The organism is Luteimonas abyssi (genome assembly GCF_001482195.1).
Lineage (GTDB): Bacteria > Pseudomonadota > Gammaproteobacteria > Xanthomonadales > Xanthomonadaceae > Luteimonas > Luteimonas abyssi.
The window spans coordinates 88,367-106,514 of the sequence record NZ_KQ759763.1 but is presented as its reverse complement, the minus strand read 5'-3'; the positions used below and the strand labels follow the sequence as shown (position 1 = coordinate 106,514).

15 protein-coding genes are annotated in these 18,148 nt (G+C 70.3%); 3 read left to right on the top strand and 12 right to left on the bottom strand.

What is annotated here, in order from left to right; all coding sequences use genetic code 11:
• Nucleotides 1–110: 110 nt before the first annotated feature.
• Nucleotides 111–920, top strand: a complete 810-nt coding sequence (zupT, locus tag RG19_RS00375) for a zinc transporter ZupT (RefSeq protein WP_058833531.1) — start codon at nt 111–113, stop codon at nt 918–920.
• A 114-nt stretch (nt 921–1,034) separates the two neighbouring features.
• On the opposite strand, the gene rpoH is transcribed toward zupT, so the two are convergent.
• From rpoH to rhlB, 6 genes are all read right to left on the bottom strand, one after another.
• Complete coding sequence (rpoH, locus tag RG19_RS00370; protein WP_058833530.1) at nt 1,035–1,913, bottom strand: RNA polymerase sigma factor RpoH; 879 nt, start codon at nt 1,911–1,913, stop codon at nt 1,035–1,037.
• A gap of 235 nt (nt 1,914–2,148) precedes the next feature.
• On the bottom strand, nt 2,149–2,907 hold the full coding sequence (gene ung / locus RG19_RS00365) for a uracil-DNA glycosylase (protein WP_058833529.1): 759 nt from the start codon (nt 2,905–2,907) through the stop codon (nt 2,149–2,151).
• Complete coding sequence (locus RG19_RS00360; protein ID WP_058836317.1) at nt 2,904–3,683, bottom strand: response regulator; 780 nt, start codon at nt 3,681–3,683, stop codon at nt 2,904–2,906. Before RG19_RS00360 ends, ung begins: the two co-directional genes overlap by 4 nt.
• A 63-nt stretch (nt 3,684–3,746) precedes the next feature.
• Nucleotides 3,747–4,688, bottom strand: a complete 942-nt coding sequence (ftsX, locus tag RG19_RS00355; RefSeq protein WP_058833528.1) for a permease-like cell division protein FtsX — start codon at nt 4,686–4,688, stop codon at nt 3,747–3,749.
• A complete protein-coding gene (gene ftsE / locus RG19_RS00350) occupies nt 4,681–5,370 on the bottom strand; it encodes a cell division ATP-binding protein FtsE (RefSeq protein WP_058833527.1) in 690 nt (229 codons plus the stop codon). The genes ftsX and ftsE overlap by 8 nt, the downstream gene beginning before the upstream one ends.
• A gap of 131 nt (nt 5,371–5,501) precedes the next feature.
• Nucleotides 5,502–7,364, bottom strand: coding sequence for an ATP-dependent RNA helicase RhlB (gene rhlB / locus RG19_RS00345; protein ID WP_058833526.1), 1,863 nt, complete (start codon nt 7,362–7,364; stop codon nt 5,502–5,504).
• 251 nt (nt 7,365–7,615) lie between these two features.
• Here rhlB and trxA point away from each other — a divergent pair, with 251 nt between their 5' ends.
• Both trxA and rho read left to right on the top strand, forming a co-directional pair.
• Nucleotides 7,616–7,942 carry a thioredoxin gene (trxA, locus tag RG19_RS00340; protein ID WP_058833525.1) on the top strand — a complete coding sequence of 109 codons (327 nt, stop codon included), beginning with the start codon at nt 7,616–7,618 and terminating at the stop codon, nt 7,940–7,942.
• 196 nt (nt 7,943–8,138) lie between these two features.
• The gene (gene rho, locus RG19_RS00335) at nt 8,139–9,884 is read left to right on the top strand and encodes a transcription termination factor Rho (protein WP_058833524.1); all 1,746 of its coding nucleotides are present in this window, start codon (nt 8,139–8,141) and stop codon (nt 9,882–9,884) included.
• A 133-nt stretch (nt 9,885–10,017) separates the two neighbouring features.
• On the opposite strand, the gene RG19_RS00330 is transcribed toward rho, so the two are convergent.
• The 6 genes from RG19_RS00330 to RG19_RS00305 all read right to left on the bottom strand — a co-directional run bounded on the left by RG19_RS00330 (nt 10,018) and on the right by RG19_RS00305 (nt 18,097).
• The gene (locus RG19_RS00330; RefSeq protein WP_058833523.1) at nt 10,018–10,782 is read right to left on the bottom strand and encodes an energy transducer TonB; all 765 of its coding nucleotides are present in this window, start codon (nt 10,780–10,782) and stop codon (nt 10,018–10,020) included.
• Between the two features lie 91 nt (nt 10,783–10,873).
• Nucleotides 10,874–11,782, bottom strand: coding sequence for an energy transducer TonB (locus tag RG19_RS00325; protein ID WP_157515101.1), 909 nt, complete (start codon nt 11,780–11,782; stop codon nt 10,874–10,876).
• 64 nt (nt 11,783–11,846) lie between these two features.
• Nucleotides 11,847–15,143 carry an ankyrin repeat domain-containing protein gene (locus RG19_RS00320; RefSeq protein ID WP_058833521.1) on the bottom strand — a complete coding sequence of 1,099 codons (3,297 nt, stop codon included), beginning with the start codon at nt 15,141–15,143 and terminating at the stop codon, nt 11,847–11,849.
• Nucleotides 15,136–15,408, bottom strand: a complete 273-nt coding sequence (locus RG19_RS00315; protein WP_058833520.1) for a YcgL domain-containing protein — start codon at nt 15,406–15,408, stop codon at nt 15,136–15,138. The genes RG19_RS00320 and RG19_RS00315 overlap by 8 nt, the downstream gene beginning before the upstream one ends.
• Before the next feature lie 251 nt (nt 15,409–15,659).
• Entirely contained in the window at nt 15,660–16,679 is a 1,020-nt protein-coding gene (cydB, locus tag RG19_RS00310; RefSeq protein WP_058833519.1) for a cytochrome d ubiquinol oxidase subunit II, read from the bottom strand.
• A complete protein-coding gene (locus RG19_RS00305; protein WP_058833518.1) occupies nt 16,676–18,097 on the bottom strand; it encodes a cytochrome ubiquinol oxidase subunit I in 1,422 nt (473 codons plus the stop codon). Before RG19_RS00305 ends, cydB begins: the two co-directional genes overlap by 4 nt.
• Nucleotides 18,098–18,148: the final 51 nt, after the last annotated feature.

Below are 18,148 nucleotides of genomic sequence, written 5' to 3'. Positions count from 1 at the left end.
CGCTGTCGCCTTCATAGCCGAGGCTATACCATGGGCCGACGCCCGGACGCCGGGACGTGCGCCGCCCTGACGCACGCCCACGGCCGCGGCGAGCAGGAATCCGCCGCGCCATGGCCGACATCGCCCTCTCCAACATCCTGATCGCACTGGCGGTCACCACCGCGGCCGGCCTCGCCACCGGCATCGGCGGGTTACTGGTGTTCACCACCAAGGCACCCAACGCGCGGATGCTGGCCTTCGGCCTCGCCTTCGCCGGCGGCGCGATGGTGTTCGTGTCGCTGTCGGAGATCCTCAACAAATCGATCGAGTCCTTCACCCTCGCCTACGGCGACAGCCTCGGCTTCACCTGGGCGATCGTCGCGTTCCTCGCCGGCCTGTTGCTGATCGTGGCGATCGATCATTTCGTCCCCAATCCGCACGAACGCCTGGAGGCCGACGATCCGTTCTTCCGCGAACACAACCGCGAGTACATCAAGCGCGTCGGCCTGCTGACCGCGATCGCGATCACCGCGCACAACTTTCCCGAAGGCCTGGCGACTTTCTTCGCCACCGTCGGCGATCCCGCCGTGGGCATGCCGCTGGCCTTCGCGATCGCCATCCACAACATTCCCGAAGGCATCGCCATCGCGGTGCCGGTCTACTACGCGACCAACAACAAGGGCCTGGCGTTCGGCGCATCGCTGCTGTCCGGCCTGGCCGAACCGGTGGGCGCGATCATCGGCTACCTGCTGCTGGCGCCGGTGATGTCGGATGCGGTCTTCGGCGGCGTGTTCGGCCTGATCGCCGGCGTCATGGTGTTCCTCGCCCTCGACGAACTGCTGCCCGCGGCCAAGCGCTACGCCAAGGGCCACGAAACCGTCTACGGCCTCGTGGCCGGCATGTCCGCACTCGCGCTGAGTCTTGTGCTGTTCAAATGGTAGGCACGGACCGGCGAAAGCGACCACGGCGGCAGGGCCTGACGGCGATCGACGCGCCCGGACGCGAAACGGCCCGCTTTCGCGGGCCGTTTCGCTGGTGCCAGGGACGTTGGACGATCAGGCCGCGAACAGCGACTTCATCTTCTTCAGCGCGTTGGCCTCGACCTGGCGGATCCGCTCGGCGGACACGCCGTACTCGTCGGCCAGTTCCTGCAGGGTGACCTTGCTGTCGGCATCCAGCCAGCGACGCTTGACGATGTCGCGCGAGCGGGCGTCGAGCTCGGCCAGGCCCTCGCGCAGCAGCGCGAGCTGACTGTCCTCGCTGTCGGCACGCTCGTAGGCCATCGCCGGGTCGTCGTCCTGCGCCATCAGATAGCCCGAGGGCGCGGGCGGCGCATGATCGTCGTCCTCGTCGGTCGGCGCGTCGAAGCCGATATCGCGACCGGACAGGCGCGACTCCATCTCCAGCACCTCACGCTCGGACACGTTCAGGTCCTTGGCGACGGCGCTGACCTCGGCCGCGTTGAGCCAGCCCAGGCGGGTCTTGCTCTTGCGCAGGTTGAAGAACAGCTTGCGCTGCGCCTTGGTCGTGGCGACCTTGACGATGCGCCAGTTCTTGAGGATGTACTCGTGCATCTCGGCACGGATCCAGTGCACCGCGAACGAGACCAGGCGCACCCCGACCGACGGGTCGAAGCGCTTCACCGCCTTCATCAGGCCGATGTTGCCTTCCTGGACGAGGTCGCCGAGCGGCAGGCCGTAGCCGTTGTAGCCGCGTGCAACGTGGACGACGAAACGCAGGTGCGAATGCACCAGTTCACGCGCGGCGTCGAGATCCTCGTGCTCGCGGTAGCGGCGGGCCAGTGCCTGTTCGTCCTCGACCGACAGCACCGGAATCTGGTGCACGGCGTTGACGTACGCGTCCAGCGAACCCAGGGCACTGGGGACGGGAAGATTGTTGGCCACCAGCGCGGTGGCAGAAGTGGTCTGGCTCATAGGGCCTCATCTTAGCAGTCGAACTATTGGACTGCTGAGTACAGAAAAAGTTCCTGAATCCCATCAGTGGGACAATCCAGATGCTGCTGAGCAAGCGCTCGCCGCTGTTCCGAGGGTGTGCCGCAAGGGACTGGCAGCGGTGGAGAACCGGATCGATGTTACGCCCGGCTCCCTCAACGCCACGTGCATGGGGTCGAGGCGACGCCGGTCCGCGCCGCCGGGCATGTCCGCGCGTTCAGCTGCCGTCGGCGGCGAGCATGCGCTCCACGTCCGCTCGCGCAGGCAGCGACCAGTCGATCTCCCCCATGCCGCGGCGACGCAGGTAGTCGTTCGCGGCAGAGAAGTGTCCGCTGCCCGTGAAACCGCGGTGCGCCGACAACGGTGAGGGATGCGTGGTCCGCAGCACCTTGTGCCGGCGCGGATCGATCACCCGGCCCTTGGCCTGGGCGTAGCTGCCCCACAGCAGGAACACCAGTCCCTCGCGCTCGTGGTTGAGGGTCTCCACGACATGATCGGTGAACCCCTCCCAGCCCTTGCCCTGGTGCGCGCCGGCCTTGCCCTGCTCCACCGTCAGCACCGCATTGAGCAACAACACGCCGCGCTGCGCCCACGGCAGCAGGCAACCGTGGTCCGGCGGAGCGATGCCGAGATCGCGCTGGATCTCCTTGTACATGTTGCCCAGCGACGGCGGCACCGGCACCCCCGGCAGCACCGAGAAGCACAGGCCGTGCGCCTGTCCGGGACCGTGATACGGATCCTGGCCGAGGACGACCACGCGCACGTCGTCGAACGGCGTGGCATCGAACGCGGCGAAGATGCGCGGGCCGGGCGGATAGATCCGTGCGCCGGAGGCGCGTCGCTCGCGCAGGAACCCCGACAGCTCGCGCATCTCCGGGCGCGCCAGGTAATCGCCGACCCGCGCCTTCCAGGAGGGCTCCAGACGGATGCGGTCCTCGCCCGCCGCGCTCCCGGACGCCTCGCCGGCGGCGCTCACGTGCCCAGCCTCGCCAGCCGCAGCTGGAACAGCGCCTTGGTCACCAGCAGTCGCTCCTCGATCGGTTTGAGCACCAGGTCGTTGGCGCCATCGCGCAACAACGCCATCTGGTTCACGCGGTTGTCGTCGCCGGTCATCACCAGCACCGGCAGCCGGCGCTTGCCGTAACCCAGTTCGTTGCGCACCACCTGCAGCAGGTCACGCCCGCTGAGTTCGCCCTTGAGGTAGACATCGGTCAGCAGCAGGTCGGTACCGGGCGCGGTCTCGTCGCCGCGGCGCGCATGCAGCCAGTCGATCGCCTCTTCCGCGCCGAGCATGTGGGTCACGTCCATACCGTGCGAGGCCAGCATCCGCTTGGTCGCCATCGCGACGGTACGGCTGTCCTCCACATACAGCACCCGCGCGCCGGGGATCGGCTGCGGCATCACGTAGCCACGGACGAAGGCGGCCAGCGCGCGATGACCGTCGGCCTTGTCGAAATAATCGGTGACATCCTCGGTGAAGCGGCGCATCTCCAGGTGCGCCTGCGCCTGGCCGGACACCACGATCACCGGCACGTACTTCTGGCCCGCGGCCTCACGCACGGTCCGTGCGAGCTGCTGGCCGTCGCCGTCGGGCAGGACCAGCGAGGTGGTCACCAGGTCCACCGGTGCGTCTTCGAGCGCGGCACGCGCCGCGGCGAGGCCGGCGCAATCGACCACCTCGACCGCAGGCAGCTCCTGCCGCAGCACGTCGCCGATGAGCCGGCGCACCAGCCGCGAACCGTCGACCACCATGATCCTCGGCACATCGCCGACGACGTGACGCAGGTCCGGCGCGGTGGGCGCGGCCGTCACCCCTCAGGCCTCGGTCGGCCGGGTCTGCCGCAGATAATGCCCGGTCACCACCGCCGCCCCCAGCCAGCCCAGGGCGCCCGCCGTGGCCAGCACCACGAGCACGCGCAGCGGGTCGAAGCCACGCAGCGCGAAGCCGCTGCCGTAGGTGGCGGCCAGTTCGGCCAGCGGCACCTGCAGGGCCAGCCCGGCCGCTCCCAGCAGGGCCAGCGCCAATACGCCGGCGGCCAGCCCGTACCAGGCACCGAGATAGAGGAACGGCCGCTTGATGAAACCATCGGTGGCGCCGAGCAACTGCAGCACGCCGATCTCCTCGCGGCGCGACTGGATGTCCAGGCGCACGGTATTGCCGACCACCAGCAGCGCGCCCAGGCCCAGCAGCGCCGCCAGCACCCACGCCACCCGGCCGGCGAAACGCAGCCACTCGTCCAGGCGCTCGCGCCAGGCGGTGTCGTGCTGGACCAGCTCGGCCTCCGGCAGCGCCTGCAGCGCCTGCGCCAGTTGCGCGTCGTCGGCAGCGGGCACCACGACCAGGACGCCGGGCAGCGGGTTGTCCTCGAGGCTGTCGATCGCATCGCCCAGGCCGCCGCGCGTGCGCAGTTCCTCCAGGCCCTGCTCCGGGGTGCGCAACTCGACCGCCGCCACATCCTCGCGCCCCCCCACGGTGTCGGCCAGCGCCTGCATCCGCTCGGGCGCGGTGTCCAACTGCAGGAACACGCTGATCTCGCGTGACTGCTGCACGCTGCCCGACAGGCGCGAGACGTTGTCGAGCACCAGCCACAGGCCCAGCGGCAAGGCCAGCGCCACGGCCATGACGCCGATGGTCAACGCCGTGGCCCACGGCCGGCGGAACACGCGGCCGAGGCTGGAGACGAAGCTGTAGAGATGGTGGTCGAGCCAGGTGTTCAGTCCCGACTGCGGCTTCGGGGCCGCCGCGGTGTCACTCATCGGCGAGTTCCTCGGGCGAGATGTCGTCGGCCAGGCGTCCCCCGTCCAGCACCAGCACACGCTTGCGCATGCGCTTGACCAGGGCCAGGTCGTGGCTGGCGATCATCACGCTGGTGCCGCGCTCGGGCAGCGTTTCGAACAGCGCCATGATCTCCGCCGACAGGGTGGGGTCGAGGTTGCCGGTCGGCTCGTCGGCCACCAGCAGGCGCGGCTCGGCGACGATGGCGCGGGCGATGCCCACGCGCTGCTGCTCGCCAGCCGACAATTGCGTAGGCAGCGCGCGCTCGCGCGCACCCAGGCCCAGGCGCTCGAGCGCGCTGCGCACGCGCTTGGCGATCTCGGGCCGGCGCATGCCGCGCAGGATCAGCGGCAACGCGACGTTCTCGAAGATGGTGCGGTCGGTGAGCAGACGATGGTCCTGGAACACCACGCCGACATCGCGCCGGTGCATGGCGACCTTGCGCCCGCGGACCCGCAGCAGGTTGCGCTCGGAAAACAGCACCGCACCGCGCGACGGACGCTCGGCCAGGTGGACCAGCCGCAGCAGGGTGCTCTTGCCCGCGCCGGAGTGGCCGGTGATGAAGAGCATCTCGCCCTCACCGACCTCGAAACTGATCTCCGACAGCGCGGTGCGGCCGCCCGGGTACTGCTTGCTGACGTTGTCGAATCGAAGAACGCTCATGGCCGGCGATTATGCCGCATCGCCAAGGCCGCCCGTCGGGCCATCGGCGCCGGCGACCGCCCGGAAACGACGACGGCCCGGAAGACCGGGCCGTCGTGTGACGCATGGCGGGTCGAACGACGCGCCCGGGATCAGCGCGTGTCGGACGAGCCGCCCACCAGACGCCGCAGACCACGGCCGATCCGGCGCAGCAGGGAGGGCTCGCCGGCGACAGGCGCCGCCTCACGCCTGGGCGTCTTCGTCCGTGCGGGGGCGGTCGCCGATGCGGCCGGGGCGGCGGTGTCGGCAGCGCCCGTCGCACGCGGCTTGCGGGGCGCGCGCGGCTTGCGTACCGCCGCGCCGTCGCCCGGTGCCTCACCGGATGCGCGGCGCGCACCCTGGTCGGCGCCGGCGACGTTCGCCTGATCGGTCTGCGACGCGCCTTCGCCATCCTTGCGACGGCCGCTACGACGGCGGCGACGCTTGCGCGCGGGCGCCGCCTCGCCGTCTGCCGCAGCGTCCGGCGCACCCGTCACCGGCGCGACCGGCTTCGCGGCAGCCGTACGGTTGCCGGTGGTTTCCGGAGACGTGTCGACGGGCGCTCCCGCCGCGTCGGCGACCGGCTTCGCGGCGTCGGCATCGCGACGCGGGCCGCGGCGCGGACGCTCGCCACCCGGACGGGCGCCGCCCTCGCCCGTCCGCCGCGGGCCACCCTTGCGCACCACACCGCGGCGCGCATCGTCGGCGGCACGCTGCTCGCGCGCCTCGCGGAAGATCTCACCGATGCTCTCGCCGTCTTCGGCCTCCACTTCGACGCCCTCGCGCGGTTTGCGCGGCAGTGCCTGCAGCAGATCCGGGGTGACCGGCTCGGAGGGAATCTTCTGCTCGATGTAGGCCTCGATGTCGGGCAGGGACATCGCGTAGCGCTCGCAGGCGAAGCTGATCGCGTCGCCCTCGGCACCCAGGCGCGCGGTGCGGCCGATGCGGTGGACGTAGTCCTCGGCGTCGAACGGCAGGTCGTAGTTGAAGACGTGGGACACGCCGTCGATGTGCAGGCCGCGCGCGGCGACGTCGGTGGCCACCAGCAGCTCGAGCTGGCCGGCCTGGAACTTCTTCAGCAGGCTCTCGCGCTTCTTCTGCGGCACGTCGCCCGACAGCACGCCGACCCGGTAGCCGCCACGCTCCAGCGCACGCGCCACGCGCTCGACGAACGCCTTGGTGTTGACGAACACCATCGTGCGCGCGCCCTCGCTGCGCGACAGCAGGCCCAGCAGCAGCGGGATCTTCTCCTCGTCGGCCGGGTAGTAGAGCTTCTGGCGGACGCGTGCCGCGGTGATGGTCTCGGCCTCGACGACCAGCTTCTCCGGCTCGTTCATGTGCTCGTAGGCGAGCTCCAGCACGCGGTGCGAGAGCGTGGCCGAGAACAGCAGGGTCTGGCGCTCGGTGCGGATCGGCATGCGCCGCAGCAGGAACCGGATGTCCTTGATGAAGCCGAGGTCGAACATGCGGTCGGCCTCGTCGAGCACGCACATCTCGCAGGCGTGCAGGCTGACGACCTTGTGCTGCTTGACGTAGTCGATCAGCCGGCCGGGCGTGGCGATGATCACATCCGCGCCCTCCTGCAACAGTTGGCGCTGCTTGTCGTAGTCGACGCCGCCGTAGACCAGGGCGAACTTCAGGCCCAGGTCGGAGCAGAACTTCACTGCATCCTTGTGGATCTGGATCGCCAGCTCGCGGGTCGGCGCCAGGATCAGCGCGCGCGGATCCTCGGGCTTGCGGTCGGCCAGGGCCGGCCGGCTGAGGAGGCGGTTCACCACCGCCACCAGGAAGGCCAGCGTCTTGCCGGTGCCGGTCTGCGCCTGGCCTGCGACGTCGCGCCCGGCCAGGGCGATCGGCAGGGTCAGCGCCTGGATCGGCGTGCAGCGCAGGAAGCCCGCGGCTTCGAGGCCGGCCAGCAGCTGCGGGTGCAACTCGAATTCGGAAAAGGGGATATCGGTAAGAGGTTTATCGCTCATGCGTCCGTCGTCGGAAACGTGTATTCGGCGTGGCGCGCGGCGCGCTCTGCTTGCGTGGGAGGTCGTCCACGCCGCAGACTGCCGGGCCGGAGGAAGGCGCCTTGCGGCCCCGTAACAAGCCGCCGGACCCGGGTGATCCGGGTGAACGGGGCTTGACATCCGGCCTTGGTTTTGGCCGGAGAGCGCCCCAGTTTAGCAGCTATGCCGGCCCGCAGCCCGCGAGATCCGGCCCAGACCCCCAGGAGAGCACCGTGAGCGAGAAGGTCATCCACGCCGGCGACGCCGATTTCGAGGCCACCGTCCTGCAGTCCGAGGAGCCCGTGCTGGTCGACTTCTGGGCGCCGTGGTGCGGCCCCTGCCGCATGATCGCCCCCGCCCTGGACGAACTGGCCGAGAGCTACGCCGGCCGCGCCAAGGTGGTCAAGATCGACATCGACCAGAATCAGGCGACCGCGCTGAAGTACCACGTCCGCTCGATCCCGATGCTGCTGCTGTTCAAGGGCGGCGAAATCCAGGCCACCCAGATCGGTGCCGTGGGCAAGGCGCAGCTGTCGCAGATGATCGACAAGGCGCTCTGACGCCCGACGCGCCATCATCCCCCGACCGGCGCATTTCGCGCCGGTCCGCGCCGCCGGCGCTTGCCAGCCGGACCGGGGCGGTGCTAGTTTTCCGGTTATCCGGCGCGGAATCTTCGCGCCGCACCCTTCTGAAGGCCCCCCTTCCCATCCCGTCCCGCGCCACGCGGGCGCTCGCAGCGTAGCGAGGAAATCGCACTTGTCCGACAACACCCCCGATTCCGGCGATACCGCCGAGAAGCGCGTGCGCAAGCCGCGCGCCACCAAGACCGCCCGCGTGACCAAGACCGCCAAGGCCGATGCTGGCGACGCGCCCGTGCAGCAGGCGCTGCCGGTCGAGTCTGCCCCGGCGCCCACGGCACCGGCCGCGCCGAGCGCACCCGTCGCTGCCGACAGCGCACCGCCCGCATCGTCGGGCGGTGGCGACAACGGCGGCAACGCCGACGCCGGCCAGGCGCCTCGCGACCAGGGCGGCCAAGCGCCGCGGCAGAGCGGCCAGAACAATCCGAACGGCCCAGGCAGCCAGAACAATCAGGGCGGCCAGGGCAACAACCGGCGCGAGCGTTTCCGCAACCGCCGCGATCGCCAGCGCGACCGCTACCGCGAGGACGGCCTGCCCCAGGACGGCGGCAACGACCAGGCCCAGCGCCTGCCGCCGCCCAACATCCCGGAAGGCTTCCCGCAGTACTCGCTGTCCGACCTCAAGCGCATGCCCGCACACAAGCTGCTGGAGATCGCCGAGCAGCTGAACATCCACGAGGGCGTGGCCCGCGCGCGCAAGCAGGACGTGATCTTCGCCTTGCTCAAGGTGCTCACCCGCACCAGCGAAGGCGTGCTGGCCGACGGCGTGCTGGAGATCCTGCCCGACGGCTTCGGCTTCCTGCGCGGCGCCGAGGCCAGCTACCTGGCCGGCCCGGACGACACCTACATCTCGCCCAGCCAGATCCGCCGTTTCAACCTGCGCACCGGCGACCACCTGGCCGGCCGCATCCGCTGGCCGAAGGACGGCGAGCGCTACTTCGCGCTCAACGTGGTCGACACCATCAACGGCGAGCCGCCGGAAGCCAGCAAGGGCAAGGTGCTGTTCGAGAACCTGACCCCGCTGTTCCCGCGCAAGCGCTTCAAGCTCGAGCGCGGCGACGGTTCCAGCGAGGACATCGCCGGCCGCATCCTCGACTTGATGGCCCCCCAGGGCAAGGGCCAGCGCGCACTGATCGTCTCGCCGCCCAAGGCCGGCAAGACCATGCTGATGCAGCAGGTCGCCACCGCGATCACGACCAACCACCCGGAAGTGCACCTGATCGTGCTGCTGGTCGACGAGCGTCCGGAGGAAGTGACCGAGATGCAGCGCACCGTGCGCGGCGAAGTGGTCAGCTCCACCTTCGACGAGCCGGCCGCGCGCCATGTGCAGGTCGCCGAGATGGTGATCGAGCGCGCCAAGCGCCTGGTCGAGCACAAGAAGGACGTGGTGATCCTGCTCGACTCGATCACCCGCCTGGCACGCGCCTACAACAACGTCGTGCCCAGCTCCGGCAAGGTGCTCACCGGCGGCGTGGACGCCAACGCCCTGCATCGCCCGAAGCGGTTCTTCGGCGCGGCGCGCAACGTCGAGGAAGGCGGTTCGCTGACCATCATCGCCACCGCACTGGTCGATACCGGCAGCGCGATGGACAAGGTGATCTACGAGGAGTTCAAGGGCACCGGCAATTCCGAGATTCACCTGGACCGTCGCATCACCGAGAAGCGCGTCTACCCGGCGATCAACGTCAACCAGTCGGGCACTCGCCGCGAGGATTTCCTCATCGAGCCGGACCTGCTGCAGAAGATCTGGATCCTGCGCAAGCTGCTGCATCCGATGGACGAGATCGCGGCGATGGAGTTCCTGCTCGACAAGATGAAGAACACCAAGTCCAACGACGAGTTCTTCAGTTCGATGCGGCGCTGAGTCGCCGCCGGACGCCACCGCACCACATGAAGAAGCCCCGCATCGCGGGGCTTCTTCGTGTCTGCCGCCTGATCGGGTCGGCATCCGACGAGCGGGCCGCCACCCGCGGCGTCCTGCCGGCGGGCGGGCGGGCTCAGCCCGCGTCGCGGATCACGAACGGCGATTCCGCCGATACCATGTGTCCGCCGCCCTGGGCCTGCTGCGCGGCCTGGCATTCCGGCCGTTCGAGCCATTCCTGACGGTTCCGCTCCAGCATTCGCTGCGCCTCGCGTCGTCCGCCCCGCATCACTTCGAACGATACCGGCATGCTGATCCGCGTCGCCACCGCCTCGCCGCCCACCTGCTCGGGCGTATAACGCATGCCGGCCACCCAGTCCTGCGCCATCGCTTCGAACAGGCGCCGCCCCTGCGCTCGCGTGCCCTCGGCGTATTCGAGGCTCTCGAACACGGCGCCTCCATCCGCCTGGACTTCGTAGTGGACGATCAGGTCCGCGGAGAGTCCGCGCTTCAACGCCTCGACCGGATACCGCGGCGGTGCCGGCGAGATCGCGCCGTCCGCCAGCACGGGACCGTTGCCGCCGAACTCCGCCGCGACCAGCATCCGGTCGCCCTCCGGCACGGCACAGACAGTGAACATCGCATAGGTCACGCCGCCCCGGGCTTGCCCGTCCACCATCGCCGGCCGGAACTGGAGCTCGCGCGCCCGCGTTTCGACCAGGTCGCGCAACGCGGGCGACAGCTCGGCCGAAGACTCGAACCCGACGGCCTCCCCTGCCGCATCGACATCCACCTTCACCGCCGTGGAGAAGATCACCACGTCGTCCGCATCCCGCGCCTGGACGGGCGACAGGGCGCCCGCCGACAACATCGCGCACAACATCCATTGCCTGAAATTCATCGGAACCATCCTTGCGTTCTGGGTCATGAAAAAAGCGGCCAGGGCACTCGCGCACCTCGGCCAAGGTATCCGCGCACCTGCGGTCGCGTCTCTAGCCCTCGATCGGGGTCAGCAGCCGGAACCGCGACGCTTCGGGCGCGACTGCGCCTGTGGCCAACGCATCCGGGCTGAAGCCTTCGGGCACCGGCCGCGCCCAGTCCGGCTGCAGGCGTGGGCCGGGATGATAAGCGGACCACGCGCCGTACTCGGTCTCACGGTCGTCGTGGAGCGTGTACTCGACCGGCACCCGGATCACCCAATATCCCCTGTCGGCGTCCTCGCCTTCCGTAGGCACCGAGAATGTCCAGCGACGCGCGGCGACGACGGCGTTGCGGGACAGGGCATTGCGGATCCTGTCCATCTCGCTCAGCGTGCCGATGGCCGTCAGGTTGACCTGCTCGGCGACGACATCCTCGACACGCCCGTCGCGATCGATCTTCACCAGGAGGTAGGCGATACCCTTTCCGCCCATCCGCGCGATGCTCTCCGGATAGTGCGGTGGTTTCATGTCGAGCGCGCGGACACCCGATGCCTCGCTCTCCGCAGCCGTCTCGCCGAAGTGCGCGCTCCGGAGACGTATCCGCATGTCGCCATCGCCCGCCGGCGTGGCGACCAGCCGCAAGCCCATCTTGGACCGTACGGCAACCGGTACGCCCTGTTCCAAGATCGGCTCGAAGCGCAGCGACGGCACGGCCCGGTCGATCAGATCGACGACGTACGGGGGAAGCTTCCCGGGCTGATCGAGCGTGTGAGAAACGACGTGCCCGGCGGGGTCGATCTCGACATGGCCGGTGACCAACATGCTGGCTTCGACCTCGGCACGGGCCTGGCGAGCGGTTTGCGCATCGGCGGCACCCAGCACGACCGACATCGCCACGATGAACATCAAACAGATGTATCGGCTCACAGTTCCATCCTGGAAAGGGAGTTCATCATGCTGCACATGCGGAATCGTCCGCAAGCCAGGCACATCGCGCCGCCGACGCGCGTCGGCGGCGGCACCCGCAATAGTGGGTTCACCGCGCTCAGCGCGGCTCGCGCAGGAATCTCGCCATCGAGAGGCCGGGCTGAGGCGCGGTGCTGGGGGCCAGCTCGGCAGCGACGTCGACGAAGCCGCGCATGATCGCGATGTCGCGCGGCACGCGGTTCAGGGCGTCGCGCAGGTCGGGATCCGCGCCGGCCCGCAGCAGCCGCTGGGCCAGGTGCAGCAGACCGTGCAGCGCGGTCAGGTGCAGCGGACCGAAGCCGCGCGGGTCCTGCACGTCCAGGGCGGCGCCTTCGTCGAGCAGGTGATCGAGCACTTCCCGCACCACCGCCTCGTCGCAGGCGGTCCCGGGCTCGGCACGCGCGCCGAGCAGCATCAGCAACGGGGTCACGCCGCCGGCCGCTTCGGCATCGACCTCGGCGCCGGCCAGCAACAAGGTGTCGAACAGGGCCAGGACGCGTGGCCGGTCGCCCGAAGTGAAGCCGTACAGCGCCGCGCAATGCAGGGGCGTCAGGCCCTGCGCGTCGACGGCATGGATATCGGCGCCGGCACCGATCAGGCGCGCGCACAGATCGGGCAGGCCGAGTGCGGCGGCCAGCATCAGTACGGTCACCTCGCCCGGCAGGCGCTGTTCGATGTTCGCCCCGGCATCGAGCAGCCGGTCGACGATTCCCGACTGACGCGCACTCACCGCCGCCGACAACGGGGTCGCTCCGCTCTGCGCGGCGAGCGTGACATCGGCGCCACGTGCCAGCAGCAGATCGAGCACCGCACGGTGTCCGCCACCGGCCGCACGCAACAGCGGCGTACAGCCCTGGGCATCCGCGATGTCCACGCCGAAGCCGAGATCCAGCAGGCGCCGGACGGCGTCGGCATCGCCCGCCTTCGCGGCTGCCGGCAGGTCGGCCGGGCGCAAGGCCCGGTGCGGCAGGGGCCAGCCGCGCCAATCGAGCCAGTCGGCGAGATCGCGACGACCGCCGGCCAAGGCCACGCCGAGCGCGGTCTGGCCGTCGGCGGCGCGCAGGTCCGGATTGGCGCCGGCGCGCACCAGTGTCTTCAACGCCGCTTCGCGCCCGAGCGCGGCGGCCAGATGCAGCGCGGTCATGCCGCGTGCGTCGCGGGTATCGAGATCGACCCCGACCTCCAGCAGGCGCTCGAGCAGCGATTGCCAACCCAGGCGCACGGCGAGCGCGAGCGCGGGATCGCCTTCGGGCGACGCGGCGAACGGATCCGCGCCACGGCCGAGCAATTCCAGTGCCTGGGTCTCCAGCGAGCGTCCGGCCTGGTCGGCGCGCGCGCAGGCGCCCAGGAAACGCGCCAGCCCGCCACTGCCGGCCGGGGAGACGTTGTGACGCAGCATGACCTGCAAGGCATCGAGCGCTTCCGGCCCGCGGGACAGCAGACGGAAGATCGCACTGTCGCCGTCGCCCTCTCGCACATCGGGGTCGGCGCCGTTGGCGAGCAGCCAGTCGATGCGCTCGGGCTCCAGCGCGATCGCATCGTCGGCGAGCAGACTGCCGAGCTCGGCCGCGTCGAGCAGTTCGACCAGTGCCTCCAGACGCTCGGTCCGGCCCTCGTGCAGGCTGTCGCGCAGCAAGGCGAGCGGCGCGCGATCCGGCAGGTTCGCCTCGCCGGCCGCAGTGGCGTCGGGGAGCACGCTGGCGGGCAGGACGTAGTCCGGATCCAGCAGCGTCACCAGCGACCAGCGGCCGGCACCTGCGGCATGTTCGACCGGAGTCCGGCCGCCCGCATCGGCACGCGTGGGATCGAGCCCCAGCTCCAGCAGGCGCCGGACCAGCGGCGGCGACGGTACGTCGGCCAGCACCGCCAGACCGAGCGCATCGCATGCGGCCTCGTCGCGGGCACCGGGATCGGCGTTCGCCGCCAACAAGGCTTCCAGCGCCGCCAGTCGACCACCGCGCGCGGCGTCCAGCAGCGGAGTCCGACCGGCCACGTCGCGCGGCTCCACGTCAGCGCCAGCCGCCAGCAGCGCGGCCAGGATGTCCTGATGCCCCGCGAACGCCGCCTCGTGCAGGGCGGTGCGCTGATGGGCGTCGCGTGCGTCCACCTTGGCCTTGTGCCGCAGCAGCAACTGCACCCCGGCCGCGTCGTCCTCGTCGCCGCGCGCGGCCGCCAGCAGTGCCGGCGTCGCATCGGCCGCGTGCGCGGACGCGCCGCGCTCGAGCAGGAACTTGGCCAGGCGCCAGTTGCCGGCGGTACACGCCACGCCGAGCGGGGTCAGCCCCTCGTCGTTGCGGGCCTCCAGCTCCGCGGCCGCATCGCGCAGCAGCGCGACCACACCGGGATCGGTGCTGCGCGCAGCGTGATGCAACGGGGTATTGCCCTCGTGATCGCGGGCCCGCGGGTCGGCGCCGTTGGTCAGCAACGTCATCACCGCCTCGGGCCGGCCATGCCAGCTGTCGCGGGTCGCCGCCAGCAACGGGGTCATGCCGGCACGGGCGGCGTTGAGATCGACGCCGCGCGCGATCAGCGCACGCAGCAGGCGCAGGTCCGGCAGGACCGCGGCCAGGACCGGCAGGGAGCGCTGGTCGCGCTCGCCCTCCGGTGGAGCGGCGTGCGGGTCGGCATCCAGCGCGAGCAACTCCAGCGCGCGGTCCACGCGACCGGCGCGGGCGGCGGCGTACAGCGCGAGATCGGGATCGCCTTCGTACGCCGGTGCGGACGGCAGGACCGTCGGTTCGCCGATCTCCACGACCGGCAGCGGCAGGCGCTCGGCAGGGGTCAGGCGTTGCAGCCGATGGTGGAGCAGAACGCTCCAGATCGCGGCGCCTGCGGCCACGCCCCAGCGTCCGGCGCCGTCGAGCAGGCCGGGCCAGGCCAGCACGAGCGTCACCCCGATCGCGCCGGCCATGCCCAGGGCCAACCAGAGCCCGCGCAGGGCACCGGCGTCGTACTCGGCCAGAGCTTGCCAATGATCGGCGGGCCGCCCCCCCTCGCGTTCGACGGCATGCCAGAACGGCCAGGTCCGCCACAGGCCGACCACGATCAGCCCGGACACCACGCTGACCCCGAGCGCCGCCCCCAGCGATCCGCTGGCGACCAGCGCCGACAGCGGCCACGCCAGCAGGAGCGCCGCCGCCACCAGGACGCCAGCCCATGCGGCCATCAACGGGCCGGCCGCGCGTCGCCAGGCGGGGCCATCCGCCGGCAGGCCGGCCCGGGGCGCGCGCGCCGCCAATGCCAACACCACCTGCGACAGCCACAGCGCCGGCCCGGCCAGCGCATCTCCGACGCCGGCCAGCAGAGCGAGGCCCGCGCCGAGCACCCAGAGGCCCGCCAGCTTCTTCCGGTCCACGCCGGCGCCGGTCTCACGCATCCGTCCCCCAGTCGACCGCGAGCGGGTCGGTCGCCGCCGAGGGCGGCATCTGGAGATGGAATCCCTGCGCGGCCAGGTTCTCGCGCACGCGCGCCGCATCCTCGCGGGCGAGCCGGCGTTCCGGCGTCAGCGCCACATCCAGGACGAAACGAAACGGCCCCAACCGGGCCATCAAGGCGTCGGGCAGTGCGGAGAAATCGTCGCGGACCGCAAGATAGACGTAGGTATCGTCCTTGCGCTGGCTCTTGTAGACGTAGGCGTGCATGGCCCGGGGAACGGCTCGATGCCGACGATTGTGCGGGAAAAGCAAACGCCGTGAAACCGCGCAAGACGAATCCCGAATCACCCCTGATTCAGAACGCGCCGCCGCGCGCCGCACCGGCAACCCACCGCGACACCGCTTTTTCCGAGACGACTCCTCGCGCGCCCGGCCGATCACCGGCATCGAGCATCACATCGGGGCCCGGCGCCCGCCATGCTCACCGCCCGAACCGCGCGCACAGGCCCCGAGCGCCGTCAGTGATATCCCACGTCCGCCCGCACCTTCCCCCGGAACACGTGGTACGACCACGCCGTATAGCCCAGGATCAGCGGCAGCAGCACCACCAGCCCCGCCAGCACGAAACCCTGCGAGGACGGCGGCGATGCCGCCTCCCACAGGCTCAGCGAAGGCGGCACGATATTGGGCCACATGCCCAGCACCAGGCCGGCGAAACCGAGTACGAAGAAGCACAACGTGAGCAGGAAGGGCGCGACGTCGCGTCCCTCGCGCATCGCCGAACGCCACAGGGCGACGGCATTGACCAGCACCAGCAACGGCACCGGCGACAGCCAGAGGAAATTGGCGCCCTCGAACCAGCGCGCCATGACCCGCGAATCCAGGAACGGCAGCCAGGTGCTGACCAGCCCCATGAACGCCACCACCACCAGCACCAGCGGCCGGGTCAGCAGGCGGGCGGTGCGCTGCAGCGGCCCCTCGGTCTTGAGGATCAGCCAGGTGCTGCCGAGCAGCGCATAGCCGAACACCACCGCGGCGCCGGTCAGCATCGAAAACGGGCTGAACCAGTCCAGCGCACCGCCCAGGTAGCGTCCTTCCTGCAACGGCGTGCCCTCGACCAGCGCGCCGAGCACCACGCCCTGGGCGAAGGCGGCGAAGAACGAACCCACCGCGAAGGCACCGCCCCAGAAGCGCTTCGCGCGGCGCGCCTTGAACCGGAATTCGAACGCGACCCCGCGGAACACCAGCGCGATCAACATCACCAGTACCGGCAGGTACAGCGACGACAGCACGATCGCGTAGGCCGCAGGAAACGCCGCCAGCAGGCCGGCGCCGCCGAGCACCAGCCAGGTCTCGTTGCCGTCCCAGATCGGCGCGGCGGTGTTCATCATGTGGTCGAGCTGGTCGCCGTCCTCGGCGAACGGCGCGAGGATGCCCAGCCCCAGCACGAAGCCGTCGAGCAGCACGTACATCAGCACGCCGAAGCCGATCACACCGAACCAGATCACCGGCAGCACCGTCGGCAGGTCGAGATTCATAGCGACGCCTCCTGCGCCTCGGCGTCATCGGTCTCGCCGTGATCGGCCGCCGACAGCGGCCGCATCGGGGTGCGGTCGCCCTCGCCGGTATCGGGATCGGGCTCGAAGCGCTGCGGCCCCTTGCGGATCATCTTCAGGATGTAACCGCCGCCCGCGCCGAACACCACCGCGTACGTGACGACGAATGTCCCCAGCGAGACCGCCACCGCCAGCGGACCGATCTCACTGACGGCATCACGGGTCCGCAACAGACCCTGGATCGCCCAGGGCTGGCGCCCGATCTCGACCACGAACCAGCCCGCCAGCACGGCGACGAAGCCGCTCGGCGCCATCAACCGCCAGGCGTCGAGCAGCCAGCGGCTGCGGTCGAGCCAGCCGCGGCGCCAGGCCCACAACGACACCCACGTCAGCGCCAGCATCGACATGCCGATGCCGACCATGATCCGGAACGCATAGAACACCGGTGCCACCGGCGGGCGCTCGTCGGCCGGCACCGCGGTCAGCGGCTCGATCTCGCCGTCCCAGCTGTGGGTGAGGATGAGGCTGCCCAGCCGCGGGATCGCGACCTCGTAGCGATTGCGCTCGGCCGTCGCGTCGGGCACCGCGAACACCACCAGCGGCACGCCGGCGCCGGGCTCGCCGTGATGCCAGTGCCCTTCCATGGCCGCGACCTTGGTCGGCTGGTGCTCGCGTGTGTTGAGCCCGTGCAGGTCGCCCGCGAGGATCTGCAGCGGCACGGTGATCGCGGCGAAGGCGACCGACAGGCGCAGCATCCGCCGGGCCGCCTCCTCGTGCACGCCGCGGCGCAGATACCAGGCCGCGACCCCGCCGATCACGAAACAGGTGGTGATGAACGCCGCCAGCGCCATGTGCGCCAGTCGGTAGGGAAACGACGGATTGAAGATCACCTCGCGCCAGCTGGCCGGATGGAACATCCCGTCGACCAGCTCGTACCCGGCCGGCGTATGCAGCCAGCTGTTGGCCGACAGGATCCAGAACGTCGAGATCAACGTGCCGACGGCGACCATGCACGTCGACAGGAAATGGAGTTTCTCCGGCACCTTGCGCCAGCCGAACAGCATCACGCCCAGGAACGACGCCTCCAGGAAGAACGCCGTCAGCACTTCATAGGACAGCAGCGGGCCGAGGATCGGACCGGCGCGTTCGGCCAGCACCGCCCAGTTGGTGCCGAACTGGAAGCTCATGACGATGCCCGAGACCACGCCCATGCCGAACGACACCGCGAAGATCTTCAGCCAGAAGAAATAGAGGTCGCGCCAGAGGGTGTCGCGGGTGCGCAGCCACCGCCACTCGAGAAACGCCAGCCAACTCGACAGCCCGATCGTGAAGGCCGGAAACAGCACATGGAACGAGATCACGAAACCGAACTGGATCCGCGACAGCAGCAGCGCCTCCACGCCTGGCACTCCAGTACGACGGGACCGGCAGTCTGCGCCCGTCCGCAGCCA

Coding starts and splice junctions, on each gene's coding strand:
- ftsE (WP_058833527.1), bottom strand. CDS start 5,370: ATGAGCGTTCTTCGATTCGACAACGTCAGCAAGCAGTACCCGGGCGGC.
- RG19_RS00320 (WP_058833521.1), bottom strand. CDS start 15,143: ATGCGTGAGACCGGCGCCGGCGTGGACCGGAAGAAGCTGGCGGGCCTC.
- cydB (WP_058833519.1), bottom strand. CDS start 16,679: ATGAATCTCGACCTGCCGACGGTGCTGCCGGTGATCTGGTTCGGTGTG.
- RG19_RS00330 (WP_058833523.1), bottom strand. CDS start 10,782: ATGAATTTCAGGCAATGGATGTTGTGCGCGATGTTGTCGGCGGGCGCC.
- RG19_RS00315 (WP_058833520.1), bottom strand. CDS start 15,408: ATGCACGCCTACGTCTACAAGAGCCAGCGCAAGGACGATACCTACGTC.
- RG19_RS00360 (WP_058836317.1), bottom strand. CDS start 3,683: ATGGTGGTCGACGGTTCGCGGCTGGTGCGCCGGCTCATCGGCGACGTG.
- ftsX (WP_058833528.1), bottom strand. CDS start 4,688: ATGAGTGACACCGCGGCGGCCCCGAAGCCGCAGTCGGGACTGAACACC.
- zupT (WP_058833531.1), top strand. CDS start 111: ATGGCCGACATCGCCCTCTCCAACATCCTGATCGCACTGGCGGTCACC.
- rpoH (WP_058833530.1), bottom strand. CDS start 1,913: ATGAGCCAGACCACTTCTGCCACCGCGCTGGTGGCCAACAATCTTCCC.
- rhlB (WP_058833526.1), bottom strand. CDS start 7,364: ATGAGCGATAAACCTCTTACCGATATCCCCTTTTCCGAATTCGAGTTG.